The organism is Cupriavidus sp. C1SS-2L, assembly GCF_057073735.1.
Window position 1 is genome coordinate 2,119,319 of sequence record NZ_CP172708.1, and the last position, 17,477, is coordinate 2,136,795.

Consider the following 17,477-nt stretch of genomic DNA (forward strand, 5'->3'; position numbering starts at 1 on the left):
GGAAGCCTACGCAGAAGGACCTAACGCTCGGACAGCTCGGCGCCGCCTCTTGCTTCCCGCCTCACCGCCTGCGGCGGCACCCCGAATCCTCGCAAAAACGCCTCGCGCAAATGCCGTCGGTCACGGAAGCCCGTCTCACGCGCCACCACCTCCAGCGGATGCCGACTCTGCTCGATCATCAGCCGCGCCGCCTCGAGCCGTAGCCCCTCCACTGCCTTGGCCGGCGACTGCCCGGTCTCCTGCATGAACGCCCTGCTGAACTGGCGCGGGCTGAGGTTGGCGGACTGCGCGAGTGCGTCGACGGTCAGCGGCTCGCTCAGATGCTGGCGGGCGTAGTTCAAGGCATGCTGTATGCGGTCCGACTTCGGCGAGAGGTCAAGCATTTCGGAGTGCTGCGACTGCCCGCCAGAGCGCCGCTGATGCATGACGAGCTTGTGTGCGACGGAACGCGCCACGACCGCACCGAGATCGCGCTCGACCATCGCAAGGGCGAGATCGAACGCGGCCGTCATGCCTGCCGACGTCCAGACCGCGCCATCAACGATAAAGATGCGATCCTCCTCCACCTCGATGTCCGGATGCCGCTGACGCATATCACGCGCAAAGGCCCAGTGGGTCGTCGCCCGCCGTCCGGCCAGCAAGCCGGCCTCTGCGAGCACGAAGCCGCCCGTACAGAGTCCGGCGATGCGGCGCGCGCGGGGCGCTGTGTCACGCAGGAGAGCGAGCTCCTCCGGCGCCGGACGAGAGGCAACCGGATCGGTCACGCCGATCACCATCCAGGTGTCGATGAGATCGCGCGGGCCCGGCCGCCTTGTGCCCAGGGTCATGCCGAGCGACGACGTCACCTGCCCGCCCGCAGTCGAAAAGTTCTCCACCGAGTAGAAGGGTTCGATTACCGTCGCGTTGGCGACCTCGAACACAGCCTGGGTGCCGAGAGCCATGATCTGGAAGCCGTCGGCCAGCAGGTAACCAATGCGATGCATGTTTTGCTCCGAAAAACGTAACGACCTGAATCATGACTATATACGTCATTTACGCCATGCGCAGGGACACCTACGATTCAGGCACAGAAAACCCCACAGGAGCAACGACATGAACCCGACCACCCACGCTGGCACCGCGCTCGTTACCGGCGCCTCCTCTGGCATCGGCGCTATTTACGCCGACCGCCTGGCGCGCCGCGGTTACGACCTGATCCTTGTCGCCCGCAGTCGCGACCGCCTCTCCGCTCTCGCCGACCGTCTCACGACTGAAACGCGCCGCAACGTCGAAGTGATCGGCGCGGACCTGAACGACAGGGACGAACTCGCAGTTGTGGAAAACCGCCTGAGAGAAGACGAGAGCATCGCGCTGCTGGTCAACAACGCTGGCATCGGCACGCACACCCCGCTGCTGGACAGTGATGTCGATCGGATGACTCGACTGATCGAACTGAACGTCACGGCCCTCACCAGGCTGACCTACGCTGCTGCGCCGCGCTTCGTCGCACGCGGCAAGGGCGCGATCATCAACATTGCATCGATCGTAGCCATCGCGCCGGAGATCCTGAATGGCGTGTACGGAGCCAGCAAGGCGTTTGTGCTGGGGCTCAGCCAGTCGTTGCACCATGAACTGTCTGGCAAGGGCGTGCGTGTGCAGGCCGTGCTGCCGGGCGCAACTGCCACGGACTTCTGGGCCACGGGAGGCCAGCCAGTCGAGAATTTGGACCCGAGTATCGTGATGGCTGCTACGGCGCTGGTCGATGCGGCGCTGGTCGGATTCGACCGCGGCGAGTTCGTCACGATCCCGTCCTTGCATGATGTGGCGAAATGGGAAGCCTACGCAGCAGCACGCATGGCGATGATGGGCGAGCTGTCAACCAGCACGCCTGCGCCGCGCTACCTTGGCGTGTGAAAACGCCTTCAGCCTATCCGAAACGGCAGGTTCATCCGGAATGCCATCAACCCGTTGCTAAAAAGAGCGGCATCGGTACCAGAATTGAACTCCCACTATCCCGCTTGATTTCCTGCCAGGCGACCTTTGCCAAGACCTAGCTCATGGATCAGTTCGACCAAAGCGCGTAGCCGCGCTGTCACGAACCTGTGGCCGGAGTAGTAAAGCCTGAGGCCGCCAAACGGCTGGCACCAGGGAACGAGCACGGGGACCAGGGCGCCGGACTTCAGTTCTTCGTCAATGAACCACTCCGAGATGAAGCCGATGCCGAGTCCGAGCAGCACCGCCTGCTTGATGGCCGGCATCTCGCTGAGGGCCATGCGCACGGGCAGTTCCATCTGCAGCTTCTCGCTCTTGTGCTTCAATTCCCATTGATAGATGCCGCCGTGGGACATGCGCATGCCGATGCTCTGGTGCTTGAGCAGATCGCGCGGATGCCTGGGCGTACCGTTGCGCTTCAGGTAGTCGGGCGTTGCCACGACGAGCATGCGGAGGTCGCGGGAAAGCGGCACGGCGATCATGTCCTGCGGCACGGATTCGGCAAGACGGATGCCTGCATCGAAGCCTTCCGCGACGACATCGATCAGACGCGACTCGCTCACGATGTCGATGAATACCTGCGGATAGCGCTGCGCGTACTGATGGAAAAGCGGCTCCAGCAGCAAGAGCGCTACCCCCTGCGGTGCGTTGATGCGCAAGGTGCCGCTGGGCGCAGCGGACTCCATTGCCGCCTCTTCGTTGGCCCGTTGGATTTCGGCAAGCGCCGGCGCTATGCGCTCCACGTAGCGCCGACCCGCATCGGTCATGGCCACGCTGCGCGTCGAGCGGTTGAACAGGCGCACTTTCAACCGCGCCTCCAGGCCGGCCACGGCGCTGCTCACCGCCGTGGCCGACATGCCAAGCTCCAGCGCCGCGCCACGAAAACTGCTGCGGCGCGCGACGGCCAGTACCACTTCCAACTCGGTCATTCCTGTGCGGTGCATAGATTGTCCTGATTTCCGGGATACGTCATCTGCCATAGGACGGCTTATCAAAACAATAACGTATTCCTAGACTTCTATGCACGCGGACGCAATGTGGAGTTCCACCCCACCTCCCGCACCTGGCAGTCATACCAAAGGAAACGATATGCAACGCATTGATCATATGTACATAAATGGCGAGTTCGTGACGCCGCTCGGCCGGGAATGGTTCGATCTGCACAACCCGAGCACGGAAGAGATCATTGGCCAGGTTCGACTTGGCGACGAGAAGGACGCGCAACGCGCTATCGCTGCGGCGCAGGCAGCATTCCCCGCCTGGTCACGCACCACGCGCGAGGAACGCATTGCAGCGCTGCGGCGCATACACCGGGCCGTCGCTGCGCGCGAGGAGGAACTGCTGGAGGCCATCGTGACCGAATATGGTGCGCCGTCCGTACGCTCGCGCTGGATGGCGGAGTATCCGGCCCAGACTGTTGCGCAAGCCATCGACGCGCTGGAATCGTTTGAGTTCGAGGAGCGCGCTGGCGCCGCACGTGTCGTGATGACGCCTGTTGGCGTCGCGGGCCTGATCACGCCCTGGAACAGCAACGCCGGGTTTATCTGCAACAAGCTGGCAACGGCGCTTGCCGCTGGATGCACAGCCGTCATCAAGCCCAGCGAGATGAGCGCAATGCAGACGCAGATCGTGGCCGAGGCGCTGCACGAGGCCGGCCTGCCGCCAGGCGTGTTCAACATCGTCAATGGCCGCGGCGACGTGGTTGGCGAAGAGATCGTGCGCAACCCCGGCATCGCCAAGATCTCGTTCACCGGCTCTTCCGCCGTCGGCAAGCGGCTGGCGAGCGCGGGGGCTGCCACCATGAAGCGTGTCACGCTGGAGCTGGGCGGCAAGTCGCCCACGGTGGTGCTCGATGACGCTGACTTCGCCGACATCATGCCGCTCGTGCTCCAGGCGGGCTTCCTCAACAGCGGCCAGGCCTGCATTGCCGGCACCCGCATTCTGGTGCCGCGCCATCGGCTTGCGGAGTTCGAGCAGATCGCAAGGGGAGCGGTTTCGCACGTCAAATCCGGCGATCCGCGCAACGCCGACACCGACATCGGCCCGATGGTGAGCGCCACGCAATGGGAACGGGTGCAGAACTACATCCGCATCGGCATGGAAGAAGGCGCAGCGTTGCTGGCCGGCGGCGCAGGACGACCCGACGGCTTTCACAAGGGCTGGTTCGTCAAGCCCACCCTCTTCACGAACGCGAGCAACCAGATGCGCATTGCGCGCGAGGAGATCTTCGGGCCTGTACTCACCATCATCCCTTACACCGACGATGCCGACGCTGTTGCCATCGCCAATGACACTACCTACGGCCTGAGCGCGATGGTGCTCGGCAAGGACATCGAGCGCTGCGAACGCATCGCCCGGCAGATCGACGCGGGTCGCGTGCTCGTCAACACGCTCGCCCATGAGCCGCGCGCGCCGTTTGGTGGCTTCAAGCATTCCGGACTTGGACGCGAGATGGGGAAATGGGGCATCAGTGCGTACCTGGAGCCCAAGACCTTGATGATGGCGTCGACGCAGGCTTGACAGCAAGACCGAAAAGCCCCGTCGCTTCCCCAGCCATCATCTCCCGCTGAACCGAGCCGGACGGCGTTCGATGAAATGCGCCACGCCTTCGGTAAAGTCCTCGCTCTGGATGCTGTCGAACATTTCCGCATTGGCCATCTGGGTGGCTTCTGCCAGCGTCTGGAACGGCTGCGCCCAGAGCTGGCGCTTCATCACGCCGATGGAACGCGGAGAGACGTTTTCGGCCAGGTCGTCGGCATAGGCCAGCGTATGCGCCATCAGGTCATCGGCCTCGCACACGCGATCCACCAGCCCCATGCGCAAGGCTTCATCCGCCGGTACCTTGCGCGCGGAGTACAGCAGGTCTGCCGCATGCCCCGGCCCCACCACACGCGGCAGCAGCCAGGAGATCCCATGCTCGGCAATCAGGCCGCGCCGTGCAAAGGCGGTGCTGAAGGCCGCCTTGTCGCTGGCGAAGCGCATATCGCTGTATAGCGCGAACACCATTCCAAGGCCGGCAGCCGCGCCGTTGATGGCAGCAATCACTGGCTTGCGCATCGCCGGAAAGTAGCCGTAGCGGGTCTGGTAGTCGGCGCGGCGGTTCATGTCGTACGGCCGCATCCACTGGGCAGCACGGATGTCGCCAGGGGGCAGGACCTCAAGTTCGTTGATGTCCATGCCGGCACAGAAGCCCTTGCCGGCACCGGTCAGCACCACGACGCGGATGGTGTCGTCGCGGTCCGCGGCCTCCATGGCTTCGCGCAGTTCGGCCTCCATGACCTTGGTCAGCGCATTGAGTTTGTCCGGCCGGTTCATGGTCACGATGGCGACGTGCTCGTTCCGGCCCGAGCGGGTCACTGAAATCTGCTGATACATGCTGGATATCCTGAAGTTTGACTTAGCGGGGAAACTGGATGGCGCGCGGTTCCAGGAACTCTTCGAGCCCATAGACACCGCCTTCGCGGCCAACGCCGGACATGCCGAAGCCGCCGAACGGCGCCGCCGCATTGAATCGTGCGCCGTTGATATCGACCTGCCCGGCGCGCAGCGCATTGGCCACGGCCTCGCCACTGGCTTCGTCGACCGCCCAGACCGAAGCAGCCAGGCCATAGCGTGTGCCGTTGGCCAGCGCTATGGCGCCCTCGACGGACTCATAGCAAAGCACCGCCAGGACCGGCCCGAAGACCTCCTCGTTGGCAAGCCGGCTGTCCGGCGCCACGTTCCCGTAGATGGTGGGCGCAACGAAGTAGCCGTGCGCCGGCACCGGCGCATCGGGGCCGCCTGCAATGCGGTCGAAACCGCCCTGCTCGGCTTCGGCAATATGCGCCAGCACGCGTTCGCGCTGCAGTGCCGACAGCAACGGGCCGATGCGCGTGGACGCGTCGGACGGATCGCCCATTGGCATGCCCGCCACAGCCTCCGCCAGCAATGCGCGGCACGCCGGATAGTCTTCCCGCGGCACGATCAGGCGCGTGATAGCGCTGCATGTCTGTCCCGAGTTGAGAAAGCACGAGGCAACAGTGGCCTTGACGGCGCGTGCGAGGTCCGCGCCGGGCAGCACCATTGCTGCCGACTTCCCGCCCAGCTCCATCGACAACCGCTTCATGTCGCCAGCCGCCAGCGCCGCCACCTTTCGGCCCACGGCCGTCGAACCGGTGAACGACACCATGTGGACATCAGGGTGCGTGACCAGCGCGTGACCCACCTCGGCATCGCCCAGCACGATGTTGAGCACCCCCGGCGGCAGGCCGGCCCGTTCGCAGGCGGCCATCAGACCGGTCGAAGCGGCGGGCGCCAGTTCCGACGGCTTCAATACCACGGTGCAACCGGCCAGCAATGCCGGTGCAAGCTTGCCTGTGATCTGGTGCAGCGGGTAGTTCCACGGCGTGATCGCCGCCACCACGCCCACCGGCACCTGCGTGACACGCGAGTTGCCCACCTCGCTGACGAAGGAGAAGGTATCGGCCAGCGCGGCCGTCGCGCGCCACGCCGCAATCGGGGCCTCTACCTGGATACGTTGCGACAGTTTCAGCGGCATGCCGACTTCGCGCGAGATGCCGTGCGCCAGGTCCTGCCCCATGCTTTCCAGCGCGTCCGCCACCGCGCGCAGCAGCGCCGCGCGTGCGTCCACCCCCATCTGTTGCCAGCCCGGCAGCGCCACCCGTGCCGCCTCGACGGCCTCATCGACATCTCCGGCATTGCCGAGATGGACGTCACCGAGCGGTGCTTCGGTGGCGGCATCGTGAATGCGAACGGTGCGCCCTTCGCGCACGGCTCGTCGCGCGCCGTTGATGAGATGCTCGTTCCACTGGATCATTGCGACTCCCTTGCATTCCGTTTGCCGAGAAATTCGGCCATCACGCGTTGCGGCTCGCCATCCGCATAGCATTCGAGCTGCGCGCGGATGCCCGCTACGCATGCGTCGTCGAACCCGGGCTGCGTCATTGCCCGCAGCCGTTGTTTCGACAGCCTGACCGATGTTGGCGGCAAGGCGGCCAGCGACCGGGCACGCGCCAGCGCGGCGCCCATCAGTTCCGCCTCGCCATGCAAGGCGGTTACCAGCCCGATCTCGTAGGCCCGCTGCCCTGATACCAGTTCGCCCGACAGCGACATCTGCACGTTGTGGGTATGCCCAACGTGCAGCGTCATCAGGTATGAGCCGACGATGCTCGCCAGGCCGGCCTTGACCTCCGGCTGGCCCCAGCGGCTGTCCGCCGTCGTCAGGCGCCAGTCCGCGCACAGCGCAAGCTGGAATCCCGCACCGGCGGCCACGCCCCGCACCGCTGCCACGCAGGGCTTGTCCAGATCGCGCACGGATTGGTACATGGCCCGCTGACGGTTCAGCCACGGCACGATCTGCTGCCACGTCACCGCAGCTGCTTCATCAAGATCCTGTCCAGCACAGAAGGCGCGCTCGCCGGCCCCTGCAAGTACCAGGGCGCGCACGGCCGGATCGGCGTTGAGCCGGGCCAGCGCATCAATCAGCCCGCCGCGCAGCGCATCGTTGACGGCGTTCATGCGCGCGGGACGATTCAGCGTGACGATGGCCACGTCGCCATCGCGTTCCACAATTACGGGTTCCATGTCAGGCTCCTTGCAGTTCCACCACGGCGTCCACGGCCACCACGCCGTCGCCGGCGGCCATCACCATCAGCGGATTGATGTCCACCGACTTCAGCGTGCCGCGATGGCGCAGCGCCCAGTTGCCGAGCGCCACGGCCGACGCGGCAAGCGCATCGAGATCAAGTACAGGGATGTCCCGGTAGCCGTTGAACAGCGGCGCCAGCCTCAGCCGGGCACAGGCTGCCTTCACGTCGGCCATGGTGAACGGCGCCAGCAGCGTGACGACGTCCTTGCGCAGTTCCAGCAGCGTGCCGCCCTCGCCAATCATCACGAGCGGCCCGAACAGGGAATCGACCGATACGCCCAGCGCGAACTCATGGCGCCCCCTGACCATCGCCGCCACCACCACACGAGGGCTCGCGACACCAAGGCTGCGCAGCGCGGCCAGGCAGTCCTCCGCAGCCTGCGCCACGGCCGGCGCATCGGCCAGCCGCAAATGCACCAGTCCATGCTCGCTCTTGTGCGGCACCTCCGCCGCGCAGCCCTTGACCACCACCGCGCCGCCGCCGAGGGCGGCAAATGCCGCCACAGCTTCATCGGCATTCGCGCAGCAGCGGTACGGCACCACGGGCACGCCTGCCTCGCCCAGCAGCGTCAGGCTGCGCGCTTCGTCCTGCAAGCCGGTACCGTCCAGCGGTTGCAGTGCCGGCCACCCCGCTTGGGGCTCGACTTCGGGCTCTGCCGCCACTCCTGCCAGCCGCGCGTGGCCGGCGTACTGGGCCAGCGCCGCGACCGCATCCGCTTCGGTCACGAACGTCGGAACGCCGTGGCGCACGAATGCATCGCGCACGTTCTGCTGCGGCGCGCTGGCCACCAGCGGCTTGCCGAACCGGCTGCTGAACGCGGCGGCATCGCGCGCCAGCGCTTCGACATCGTAGCCAGGGCCGGCCACCGGTATGCCGACCATAAGCATGTCGGCCTGCGGGTCTGCGCCCAGTGTGTCGAGCACGCGCGGGAACATGTCGCCCTTGCCCATCAGCGCAGCGGTCATGTCGAGCGGATTGCCCGCGGTGCCGAACTCGGGAAGGATCGCACCGAGCCGGTCGAGCGTGGATGACTGCAGCGCCGCGAGCGGCAGGCCATGGCGTTCGGCCAGGTCGGCGGACATCACCCCGACGGCGCCGCTATGGCTCATCACCACAGTGCGGCCCTGTCCCGGCGCACGGCCTTGCAGGTAGAGCGGCACGGCACGCACCAGTTCGCCGATATCGCGCGCACGCCAGATGCCATGGCGGGCCAGGAAAGCGTCGATGGCTGCATCATTGCCCACCAGCGCACCCGTATGCGACGCCGCTGCGCGCGCGCCGTGCTGGCTGCTCCCCGCCTTGACGGCCACGATGCTCGCCCCGCGGCTGCGGGCCAGCGCGGCGGCCCGCGCCAGCGCCGCCGGGTCCGTGATCGATTCGAGGTACACCAGGATCAGCCGGATTTCCGGGTCGGCGGCCACGGCGGCGGTCATCGCGCAGGCATCCAGATCGGCGTCATTGCCGGTGGCCACCAGATAGCGCACGCCCAACCCGGCCTGGCGCAGCAACGCATACGGCATCACGCTGGCCGCGCCGCTCTGGCTGATGATGGCGATCGGCCCGTCCTGGGGCGTCACCTCCATGAACATCGTCGAGAAATTCAGCACCGCGCCGCTGGCGAAGTTGGCCGTGCCCTGCGCGTTCGGCCCCACCAGCCGCATGCCACCAGCATTTGCCGCGTCCACGAGTTGCTGCTGGCGCCGCCGCCCGGCCTCGCCGGTTTCCGCAAACCCGGACGCCATGATCACGGCCGCCTTCACGCCGGCATCGGCGCACAAGCGCACCTGTTCCAGCGTGGCGTCGCCTGATACCGCGATGACCGCGGCTTCGGGCGTTCTGCCGATGTCATGGAGTGTCGGATAGGCGCGATATCCCTGGATCGTCGTGCGGCCCGGGTTCACGGGGAACACCTCGCCCGCATAGCCGAAGTGGCGCATGTAATGGATCGGGCGGCCGCCGACCTTGTTGGGATTGTCCGACGCGCCAATCACGGCCACCGAGGCCGGCGCGAACAGCGCATGGAAGATCTCAGTCAAGGGTAGCTCCCGAAGCCTTCACCACAGGCGCCCACTTGCCGGCATCGTGCTGAATGAGTCTGGCGAAATCGGCGGACGTGCCGGGCATCGGACTGGCGCCCAGCGCGGAAAGCTGCTTCTGCACGTCGGCCTGGGCCAGCACCTTCTGCAGTTCGCCGTTGAGCCGCTGCACCGCATCGGGCGGAGTGCCCTTCGGCGCCGACAGGCCGAACCAGATCGTGACGTCAAACCCCGGCAGCCCGGATTCCGCGATGGTCGGCACCTTCGGCAGCGCATCGGAGCGCGCGGGGCCGGTCACGCCAAGCGCTTTCACCTTGCCCGAGCCGATGTACTGCACCTGGCTCGACACGGTGTCGAACATCATCGAGATGCGCCCGCCCAGCAGATCGGTAAATGCCGCCGCCGAGCCCTTGTACGGTACGTGGACGATGTCGACGCCTGCCATCGACTTGAACAGTTCGCCCGACAGATGATTCGAGCTGCCGTTGCCGGCCGATCCGAACGTCAGCGAACCGGGCTTCTGCTTCGCCAGCGCCACCAGTTCCCTCACGTTGCTGACCGGCAGGCTGTTCGGCACGACCAGCACGTTGGTCGTTGACGCCACCGAGCCCACGGCATCGAACCCCTTGACGGGATCAACCTTCAGCGAGCGATAGAGCGACGGATTGATCGCCATCGTGCCCGTGGTGGAAAACAACAGCGTATAGCCGTCGGGCGCCGAGGCGGCGACTGCCTCGGTGGCAATCGTGCCGCCGGCACCGCCCCGGTTATCCACTACCACGGGCTGGCCGAGCTGTTGCGACAGGTGCTGACCGATCAACCGAGCCATGGCATCCGTGGGCCCGCCGGCCGGAAACGGAACGATCAGGCGGATCGGCTTGATGGGATAGCTGGTGGCGGTGGCAGCACCGGCGACACCGCAAAGCATGAGCGGCGCAACGGCCATCAGCAGGGTGCGCAGCGACTGGCGCATGGAGCGCCCTATCGTCGAAAAACTTCGCATGTTGTCTCCATATCGTTTGAGCAACCCTTCTCTGCAGCGAAGGATGCACCCAGTGTATGGAGACTTCAGTTAGCGCAAAAGTGTATATTCTGCTATACCAGCTATCCACTTTATGGATAGATGACCATCAACCAGGCAAAGTGAACCTCAAGCAACTGGAAACCGTGGCCCTGGTGGCTGAACTGGGCTCGCTGTCGCGGGCGGCGCGCGCGCTGGGCACGGCGCAGTCGCTGGTCAGCCGCGCCATCGCGCAGATCGAAGCGGAATGGGGTGACCGGCTGTTCGAGCGCACGGGACGCGGCGTAGTCCTGTCCGAATTCGGCACGCGGATCTTTCCGGAGATCGAACTGCTGCTGGCCCAGTCGGCGCGCCTGCACGACGAAGTGCGCAACGCGGCGGGCGTGCCGGTCGGGATGGTGCGGATCGGCGTACTGCCGTCCATGACGCGCCGCCTGATTCCCGCTCTGTTCGCCGACCTGCGCGATACCGCGCCGGGGGTCCGGCTGCGTGTCGCGGAAGGCTTCAGCGGCCAGCTCGACGAACAGCTCGATTCCGGCCACCTCGACCTTGCGGTCATCAACCGCTATGGTCCAAGCCCGCGCCAGAACGAGGATGTACTCGCCACCGTGGCGAATTATCTGGTCAGCGCGCCGGGTCATCCGCTCACGGCAGGGCCTGCCGTCGATTTCCGACGGCTAGACGGGGTGCCACTGGTATTGCCGCCTGCGCCCAACGGGTTGCGCCTGATCCTGGACCAGCACGCACGGCAACAGGGCGTAGCGCTGGACGTTGCGCTGGAGGTCGAATCCCTGAACGCGATGAAGGAGGTTGCATTGTCAGGGCACGCCCTGACCATACTGCCGCAACTGGCCGTGGATGATGAAGTTGGCGCCGGGCGCCTCGCGGCCGCGGAAATCGTCAAGCCGCAACTGCCACGAGCCATCAGCCTGGGGGTCACGCAGCATCACCCGCTGTCTCGTGCGGCCAGGGTGGTACTGTCACGCCTGCATGACCTGGTCCCGCACGTAACGGCCCGCAACTGGTCAGGCAAGGCGAAGTAACGCTCGCCGCAAGGCCCGCATACGCGGGAAGCCCATGGCCATTGCAGCGGAGCCTGCACCGGCGAAGTTCGAATTCGACCGCAACGAGAGGAGACAAATGGTTTCAGGACACGTCTTTATTGCTACCAGCCTCGATGGCTATATTGCCCGCGCCGATGGCGACATCGGTTGGTTGCTCGAGCGGGACGATCCGGCCGAAGATCATGGCTACGCCGAGTTCATCGCCGACAAGGACATGATCGTGATGGGAAGGGGTAGCTTTGAAAAGGTCCTCACGATGGGCCCGTGGGCCTACGACAGGCCCGTGCTGGTTCTCTCGCGCCAATTGGCCGGGAAACCCGTGCCGGAACCGCTGCAGGGAAAGGTGCGGTTCTCTGATTGCGCCCCCAGGGACGCAATGGCGGAACTCGCTGCGGAAGGCGCGCATCGCGTGTATGTCGATGGCGGCCAGGTGGTCCAGTCATTTCTGCGCGAGGGATTGATCACCGATCTTGTCGTCACCACAGTGCCCGTGCTGATCGGCACCGGCAGGCCATTGTTCGGCGCCTTGCCGCGCGACGTGGATCTGGCGCTCGAGTCGAGCCGGCACTTTCCGTCAGGTTTGGTGCAATCGAAGTACAGGGTGCTGGGCTGATGGCGAAAGCCTTCATCTCGACATCATCTTCACCATGTCAGCAATGACGGTAAAACGAATCACACGCAAGCAGGCCAGTTCCCAGATCCGTTCCGGTGCATATTCGAATGACCAGATGTCCCGCTCGTCGCGCAACGTGCCCACCGGTGCGCCATTGATGCTGTTCGCGATCAATCATGCCCGTCCTTTGCTGACCGCTCCGATGCAATCTGTGCCGAGGTCTGACGTCGCTTGCCGCGCGCCCGCCGCTGTTGCAGCTTGTCGCGTTCGATAGAAACCAGCGGCGTGGCTGCCTCAGGCACATCTACCAAGACACGTACGCCAAGCCCGCTCAAGACTTGGAACAGCTTGCCCCACTGGATGCCCTCGGCGCCGTTTTCGACACGAACCATGAAGTTCTCGCTGACGCCTATCGCCCCCGCAGTGTCGTCCTGGCGAACCGCCTTGCGCGCGGCCCTCACAAGGGCGCCGATGTCGGAGGCGTCGTTGACTTGTATCTGCACAAAAATCTCCCTGATCGCAAAGATTCGAGCTTACACGGGCATCCAAAACGCAAAATCTCCCTGAACGCCACGATTTTGCTGAGGCCACACCCCGGCCAAACCCTCCCTTAGCCATTCCCGAATTCCCCTCCTCGCGCGCGCGATTTAAGGTTTCCGACACAAGTGCCCCACGCTCCACGCGCGGAGGCGCCCCGGCCTTCGGCCGGCACAAGAACACTGAAGGAGACAGCGATGAACACGCTTTCACGCACCGCTCAGCAGCGCCGCGCCTGGCTGCTGGCATCTGGCCTGGCATTCGCCGCGGCCGCCACGCTAGGCCATGTTGGACTGGCCAGGGCCGAGACCTGGCCTTCCCGCCCGATCCAGTTGCTAATCCCCTATCCGCCTGGCGGCAGCGCCGATCTGCTGGCGCGCCCCGTGGCGGCGAAGCTGCAGGAGCGCCTGGGCCAGCCGGTGGTGCTGGACTACCGCCCTGGCGCCGGCGGCACCATTGCCACCCAGATGCTCGCGCGCGCCAAACCCGACGGCAACACGCTGATCATGGTGCTGGCCGCGCATGCGATCAATGCGAGCCTGTATCCGAAGCTGCCGTATGACACGCGGAAGGACTTCGCGCCGGTCTCGCTGGTGGCGAACCTGCCGATGATCCTGGCGGGCAGCAGTTCGCTGCGCGCCAACACGGTGCCGGAGCTGATTGCCCAGGCCAAGGCGTCGCCCGGCAAGCTCACGTTCGCATCGGCCGGCAACGGCAACACGGGCCATCTCGCGGGCGAGTTGTTCGATTCGGTCGCGGGCATCAAGATGACGCACGTGCCGTACAAGGGCAGCGCGCAGGTCGTGACAGCGATGCTGTCGGGCGAGGTCCAGCTGACGTTTGACAGCATCTCGACCACGCTGCCGCATGTACGCAGCGGCAAGGTGCGTGCGCTGGCGGTGACCGGCACCAAGCGTGCCGCCATCGCCCCCGACGTGCCGACGCTGGCAGAGGTCGGCGTGCCCGGCATCAACATCACGGGCTGGTATGCCGTGCTCGCGCCGGCCGGCACGCCCGCGCCGGTCGTCGACCGGCTCAGCCGCGAGATTGCGACTGTGCTGAAGGAACCGGAACTGAAGGCCAATCTGGCATCCAATGGCTATGAGCCCGTGGGCTCCACGCCGGATGCACTGCGTTCGCATATCGATGCCGAGATCACGCGCTGGAGCAAGGTCGTCAAGGACTCCGGCGCACAGGTACAGTAAGCCCTTCTTGCTTTGAATTTCCCATCGCTGGCGGAACGAAGCTCCGCCGGCCTGCATGCCATGACCGACACCTCCATCATGCAACGCCCCTTCACCAGCATGTCCGCGCTTGTGCGCGGCCACGCTGCGAGCCAGCCCGCCCATGCCGCCCTCGTGCATGGCGAGCGATCGATGTCCTATGGCGAACTCGATGCCATCATGACCCGCATCGGCGCCGCGCTTCAGCGCGATGGCGTTCAGGCCGGCGGCACGATCGCAATCTGTGCGACGTCGTCCATCGAATACGCAGCGGTGTACCTTGGCGCGATCCGCGCTGGCGTGGTCGTCGCCCCGCTAGCGCCGTCGTCGACCGCCCAGAGCCTGGCCGGCATGGTGGCCGATGCAGGCGCAAGCATTTTCTTCGTCGATGCGGCGGTCGCTGAAGCGCTCCAGTCCGTGCTGCCGCAGCTCGGGGCCACGCGCCTTGTGACGCTCGACAACAGCGCCGCGGGGCAGACCTTCCAGTCGTGGCTGGCGCCGGCCAGCGCACCGTTTGACGAACCGGAAGTGCGGCCGGAACTGCCGCTCAACATCATCTACTCATCCGGCACGACCGGCGTGCCCAAGGGCATTGTGCAATCGCACGGCATGCGCTGGGCGCACGTGTCGCGCGGCGCGATGACGGGTTACGGCACCGATGCCGTCACGCTGCTCTCCACCCCGCTCTATTCGAACACCACGCTCGCGAGTTTCTTTCCGACGATCGGGCTCGGCGGCACGGCCGTGCTGATGTCGAAGTTCGATGCCGGCAAGTACCTGGAGCTCGCCCAGCGCTACCGCGTCACGCACACGATGCTGGTGCCCGTGCAATACCAGCGCCTGATGGCCCACCCGGATTTCGACAATTACGACCTGTCGAGCTACAAGCGCAAGTTCTGCACGAGCGCACCGTTCAGCGCGGCCCTCAAGGCAGAAGTGGTGCGCCGCTGGCCCGGCAAACTGACCGAGTTGTATGGCATGACCGAAGGCGGCGGTGGCTGCCTGCTGCACGCGGACGAGTTCCCTGACAAGCTGCATACGGTCGGCCGCCCGGCGCCGGGCGCGGACGTGCGCATCATCGACGAGAACGGCAAGGAACTGCCACCCGGCAGCACCGGCGAAGTGGTCGGACGTTCAGGCGCGATGATGAACGGCTACCACAACTTGCCGGACAAGTCGGCTGAAATCGAATGGCACGATGCCGAAGGCAACCGCTTTATCCGCACGGGCGACATCGGCCGCTTCGACGAGGATGGCTTCCTCGTGCTGATGGACCGCATGAAGGACGTGATCATCTCCGGCGGCTTCAACATCTATCCGAGCGATATCGAGGCCGTGGTGCGTACGCATGAGGCTGTGGCGGATGTTTCCGTAGTCGGCGTTCCGTCGGAAAGCTGGGGGGAGACGCCGGTCGGCTTTATCGCACTGCGCGATGGGCATGATGTCACCGCGCAGGCCGTGCTCGCCTGGGCCAACGAGCGTCTTGGCAAGACGCAGCGGCTGAGCGCATTGCACGTGGTCGACAGCCTGCCGCGCAGCGCGATCGGCAAGGTGCTCAAGCGCGAACTGCGGGACCGCATTACCACCTGAGCGAAAAACTTTTCCAAAACACTTGCACAGCCGCAAAGGCATCCCTATAATCTGCGGCTTCGCTAGGCTCGTAGCTCAGCTGGTTAGAGCACCACCTTGACATGGTGGGGGTCGTTGGTTCGAGTCCAATCGAGCCTACCAACGCACAAAGCAGACACGGACGGTCGCCACTTCGGCACCGTCCGTTTTTGTTTTTGGTGCCGTCTTTTGCGACTCAGGCCTTCCAGACCGATGCATCGGACACGACCGTCGCAAAGCGGTCGTGCAGCGCGGCCAGCGTGACGCGCTGCAATTCCGCTGCGCTCAGCGGTGCGCCACCCAGCGGATCAGGCAGGTCGCGCGTGGCGCACGCGTTGGCCACGAGCGTGACCCGATAGCCGTGATCAAGTGCAGAGCGCACCGTCGCGCTGATGCACATATGCGTCTGGAAGCCGGCCACGATCAGCTCCTTGCGGCCCAGCGCCGCCAGCTTCGCGGCCAGGTCTGTGCCGGCAAAGCTGTTGGGCAGGTGCTTGGCCACGGTCTGCTCGCCGGCCTGCGGCGTCAGCCCCTCGATGAACGCCACATACGGACCTTCCGGGTCAAAGGCGCCGCCCTTTCCTTTGCCGTGATGCATTACGTGGATCACCGGCGTTCCATGCTGCCGCGCCAGCGCAAGCAGATCGGCACAAGCGGCCACGGCTTCGGGCATGCCGACGAGCGGCAGCACGCCATCAATGTATTCGCGCTGATGATCGACCAGAACCAGCACCGAATCCTCCCAAGGGGAGGGCTTGCGGCTGGCGCCAGCGGCATCGAGCAGGGTCACGGGCGTAGCGGTAGTCATGTCGGAACTCCGGGTGAACAAGTTGTGCAGGCATCGTAGAGCACGCTATGCTGTGCGCCAATTACCCACTCACACACAGCCGCTGTGCAAAAACGTACAGTCTCGTGGGACGACCTGCTGACCCTGTCCACGCTGATTCGCGCCGGCAGCTATTCGGCCTGCGCGCGCGAACTCGATATCACCCACGCCACCGCGATCCGGCGCATTCGCCGTCTCGAAGAGGCACTCGGCAAGCCCGTTGCCACGCGTTCTGAAGGCGCCTTCGAACTGACCTCGGCAGGCCGCAGCGCACTGACCGCAGCGCGGCAGATGGAGCAATCGGCCGGCCGGTTGCTGCGCGAGATCGAAGGCGCGGGCAGCGGCGTGTCGGGCGTAGTGCGTATTGCCGCGACTGCCGCGCTCGGCAGCCACTTCCTGACACCGCGCTTGCCGGGCCTGTATGCCGCGCATCCCGATATCGTGGTCCGACTCGAACTCGATGACCGCGTGGCGAGCCTTGCGCGGCGCCACGCGCATTTGGCCATACGGCTCGCGCGCCCTAAGGAAGACGATGTTGTGGCCCAGCGCGTCGGCACGGTGCGTTTTGGGCTCTATGGGTCTGCCAGCGTGCCCATGGACGACAGCACGCCGTTGTGCGCCTTGCTCGACGAAGGCTATGACATTCCCGAGGCCACCTGGCCGCTGCATGCGAAGCGACGCATTGCCTTCCACGCCAACAATATGCTCGCCATCTGCGAAGGCGTGCGCGCCGGCCTTGGCACTGCCCTGCTGCCCCACTATGTGGCCCGCGAGGATGCGGGACTGCGATTACTTCATGAAGTGCCCGAGGTCATGCGCGAAATCTGGCTGGCCTATCCGACAGAGTTCCGCGGCGCATCGCGCTTCCGGCCGGTGATCGAGTGGCTGGCCGATACGCTGTCCCAGTGTTGAGGACGCTCGGCCAGCCGG

At 65.4% G+C, this 17,477-nt stretch carries 17 protein-coding genes and 1 tRNA gene; 8 read left to right on the plus strand and 10 right to left on the minus strand.

The window, feature by feature from the left end:
- Positions 1 to 20 precede the first annotated feature (20 nt).
- The gene (locus ACIGJG_RS09800; RefSeq protein ID WP_483672281.1) at positions 21 to 983 is read right to left on the minus strand and encodes a GlxA family transcriptional regulator; all 963 of its coding nucleotides are present in this window, start codon (positions 981 to 983) and stop codon (positions 21 to 23) included.
- 109 nt (positions 984 to 1,092) lie between these two features.
- Between ACIGJG_RS09800 and ACIGJG_RS09805 the strand changes: the two genes are divergently transcribed.
- On the plus strand, positions 1,093 to 1,893 hold the full coding sequence (locus tag ACIGJG_RS09805; RefSeq protein WP_483672282.1) for an SDR family NAD(P)-dependent oxidoreductase: 801 nt from the start codon (positions 1,093 to 1,095) through the stop codon (positions 1,891 to 1,893).
- Between the two features lie 95 nt (positions 1,894 to 1,988).
- On the opposite strand, the gene ACIGJG_RS09810 is transcribed toward ACIGJG_RS09805, so the two are convergent.
- Positions 1,989 to 2,915 carry a LysR family transcriptional regulator gene (locus ACIGJG_RS09810; protein ID WP_011298065.1) on the minus strand — a complete coding sequence of 309 codons (927 nt, stop codon included), beginning with the start codon at positions 2,913 to 2,915 and terminating at the stop codon, positions 1,989 to 1,991.
- A gap of 145 nt (positions 2,916 to 3,060) precedes the next feature.
- Between ACIGJG_RS09810 and ACIGJG_RS09815 the strand changes: the two genes are divergently transcribed.
- The gene (locus ACIGJG_RS09815) at positions 3,061 to 4,491 is read left to right on the plus strand and encodes an aldehyde dehydrogenase family protein (protein WP_483672283.1); all 1,431 of its coding nucleotides are present in this window, start codon (positions 3,061 to 3,063) and stop codon (positions 4,489 to 4,491) included.
- A gap of 36 nt (positions 4,492 to 4,527) precedes the next feature.
- Here the strand turns inward: ACIGJG_RS09815 and ACIGJG_RS09820 are convergent, their stop codons facing one another.
- From ACIGJG_RS09820 to ACIGJG_RS09840, 5 genes are read right to left on the minus strand one after another with little or no spacing between them, the layout of a single operon-like run.
- Positions 4,528 to 5,346, minus strand: coding sequence for an enoyl-CoA hydratase (locus ACIGJG_RS09820; protein ID WP_011298067.1), 819 nt, complete (start codon positions 5,344 to 5,346; stop codon positions 4,528 to 4,530).
- A gap of 22 nt (positions 5,347 to 5,368) precedes the next feature.
- Entirely contained in the window at positions 5,369 to 6,787 is a 1,419-nt protein-coding gene (locus tag ACIGJG_RS09825; protein ID WP_011298068.1) for an aldehyde dehydrogenase family protein, read from the minus strand.
- Positions 6,784 to 7,554 (minus strand): enoyl-CoA hydratase/isomerase family protein, encoded by a 771-nt coding sequence (locus ACIGJG_RS09830; RefSeq protein WP_011298069.1) that lies wholly within the window; start codon positions 7,552 to 7,554, stop codon positions 6,784 to 6,786. The genes ACIGJG_RS09825 and ACIGJG_RS09830 overlap by 4 nt, the downstream gene beginning before the upstream one ends.
- A gap of 1 nt (position 7,555) precedes the next feature.
- Complete coding sequence (locus tag ACIGJG_RS09835; RefSeq protein WP_011298070.1) at positions 7,556 to 9,655, minus strand: acetate--CoA ligase family protein; 2,100 nt, start codon at positions 9,653 to 9,655, stop codon at positions 7,556 to 7,558.
- Positions 9,648 to 10,658 (minus strand): Bug family tripartite tricarboxylate transporter substrate binding protein, encoded by a 1,011-nt coding sequence (locus ACIGJG_RS09840; RefSeq protein WP_011298071.1) that lies wholly within the window; start codon positions 10,656 to 10,658, stop codon positions 9,648 to 9,650. Before ACIGJG_RS09840 ends, ACIGJG_RS09835 begins: the two co-directional genes overlap by 8 nt.
- A 140-nt stretch (positions 10,659 to 10,798) precedes the next feature.
- On the opposite strand from ACIGJG_RS09840, the gene ACIGJG_RS09845 reads away from it, so the two are divergent.
- Both ACIGJG_RS09845 and ACIGJG_RS09850 read left to right on the plus strand, forming a co-directional pair.
- A complete protein-coding gene (locus ACIGJG_RS09845) occupies positions 10,799 to 11,719 on the plus strand; it encodes a LysR family transcriptional regulator (RefSeq protein WP_041679628.1) in 921 nt (306 codons plus the stop codon).
- 97 nt (positions 11,720 to 11,816) lie between these two features.
- Positions 11,817 to 12,353 carry a dihydrofolate reductase family protein gene (locus tag ACIGJG_RS09850; RefSeq protein ID WP_041679972.1) on the plus strand — a complete coding sequence of 179 codons (537 nt, stop codon included), beginning with the start codon at positions 11,817 to 11,819 and terminating at the stop codon, positions 12,351 to 12,353.
- Between the two features lie 12 nt (positions 12,354 to 12,365).
- Here ACIGJG_RS09850 and ACIGJG_RS09855 read toward each other — a convergent pair whose 3' ends face one another.
- Together ACIGJG_RS09855 and ACIGJG_RS09860 are read right to left on the minus strand one after the other, a co-directional pair.
- Positions 12,366 to 12,527 (minus strand): hypothetical protein, encoded by a 162-nt coding sequence (locus ACIGJG_RS09855; RefSeq protein ID WP_166487001.1) that lies wholly within the window; start codon positions 12,525 to 12,527, stop codon positions 12,366 to 12,368.
- Complete coding sequence (locus ACIGJG_RS09860; protein ID WP_483672284.1) at positions 12,524 to 12,856, minus strand: helix-turn-helix domain-containing protein; 333 nt, start codon at positions 12,854 to 12,856, stop codon at positions 12,524 to 12,526. Before ACIGJG_RS09860 ends, ACIGJG_RS09855 begins: the two co-directional genes overlap by 4 nt.
- A gap of 231 nt (positions 12,857 to 13,087) precedes the next feature.
- Between ACIGJG_RS09860 and ACIGJG_RS09865 the strand changes: the two genes are divergently transcribed.
- The 3 genes from ACIGJG_RS09865 (at position 13,088) to ACIGJG_RS09875 (ending at position 15,844) form a co-directional block, all read left to right on the plus strand.
- Complete coding sequence (locus tag ACIGJG_RS09865) at positions 13,088 to 14,095, plus strand: tripartite tricarboxylate transporter substrate binding protein (protein ID WP_011298075.1); 1,008 nt, start codon at positions 13,088 to 13,090, stop codon at positions 14,093 to 14,095.
- Between the two features lie 60 nt (positions 14,096 to 14,155).
- Positions 14,156 to 15,703 (plus strand): class I adenylate-forming enzyme family protein, encoded by a 1,548-nt coding sequence (locus ACIGJG_RS09870; RefSeq protein WP_011298076.1) that lies wholly within the window; start codon positions 14,156 to 14,158, stop codon positions 15,701 to 15,703.
- 64 nt (positions 15,704 to 15,767) lie between these two features.
- A tRNA-Val gene (locus ACIGJG_RS09875) sits at positions 15,768 to 15,844 on the plus strand.
- A 73-nt stretch (positions 15,845 to 15,917) separates the two neighbouring features.
- Here the strand turns inward: ACIGJG_RS09875 and ACIGJG_RS09880 are convergent.
- On the minus strand, positions 15,918 to 16,529 hold the full coding sequence (locus ACIGJG_RS09880) for a cysteine hydrolase family protein (RefSeq protein WP_011298077.1): 612 nt from the start codon (positions 16,527 to 16,529) through the stop codon (positions 15,918 to 15,920).
- An 84-nt stretch (positions 16,530 to 16,613) separates the two neighbouring features.
- Between ACIGJG_RS09880 and ACIGJG_RS09885 the strand changes: the two genes are divergently transcribed.
- Positions 16,614 to 17,459, plus strand: coding sequence for a LysR family transcriptional regulator (locus ACIGJG_RS09885; RefSeq protein WP_011298078.1), 846 nt, complete (start codon positions 16,614 to 16,616; stop codon positions 17,457 to 17,459).
- Positions 17,460 to 17,477: the final 18 nt, after the last annotated feature.

Bases quoted from the DNA above. Each gene is read 5' to 3' on its own strand.
- ACIGJG_RS09800 (WP_483672281.1), bottom strand. From the start codon at position 983: ATGCATCGCATTGGTTACCTGCTGGCCGACGGCTTCCAGATCATGGCT.
- ACIGJG_RS09805 (WP_483672282.1), top strand. From the start codon at position 1,093: ATGAACCCGACCACCCACGCTGGCACCGCGCTCGTTACCGGCGCCTCC.
- ACIGJG_RS09810 (WP_011298065.1), bottom strand. From the start codon at position 2,915: ATGCACCGCACAGGAATGACCGAGTTGGAAGTGGTACTGGCCGTCGCG.
- ACIGJG_RS09815 (WP_483672283.1), top strand. From the start codon at position 3,061: ATGCAACGCATTGATCATATGTACATAAATGGCGAGTTCGTGACGCCG.
- ACIGJG_RS09820 (WP_011298067.1), bottom strand. From the start codon at position 5,346: ATGTATCAGCAGATTTCAGTGACCCGCTCGGGCCGGAACGAGCACGTC.
- ACIGJG_RS09825 (WP_011298068.1), bottom strand. From the start codon at position 6,787: ATGATCCAGTGGAACGAGCATCTCATCAACGGCGCGCGACGAGCCGTG.
- ACIGJG_RS09830 (WP_011298069.1), bottom strand. From the start codon at position 7,554: ATGGAACCCGTAATTGTGGAACGCGATGGCGACGTGGCCATCGTCACG.
- ACIGJG_RS09840 (WP_011298071.1), bottom strand. From the start codon at position 10,658: ATGCGAAGTTTTTCGACGATAGGGCGCTCCATGCGCCAGTCGCTGCGC.
- ACIGJG_RS09850 (WP_041679972.1), top strand. From the start codon at position 11,817: ATGGTTTCAGGACACGTCTTTATTGCTACCAGCCTCGATGGCTATATT.
- ACIGJG_RS09865 (WP_011298075.1), top strand. From the start codon at position 13,088: ATGAACACGCTTTCACGCACCGCTCAGCAGCGCCGCGCCTGGCTGCTG.
- ACIGJG_RS09870 (WP_011298076.1), top strand. From the start codon at position 14,156: ATGACCGACACCTCCATCATGCAACGCCCCTTCACCAGCATGTCCGCG.
- ACIGJG_RS09880 (WP_011298077.1), bottom strand. From the start codon at position 16,529: ATGACTACCGCTACGCCCGTGACCCTGCTCGATGCCGCTGGCGCCAGC.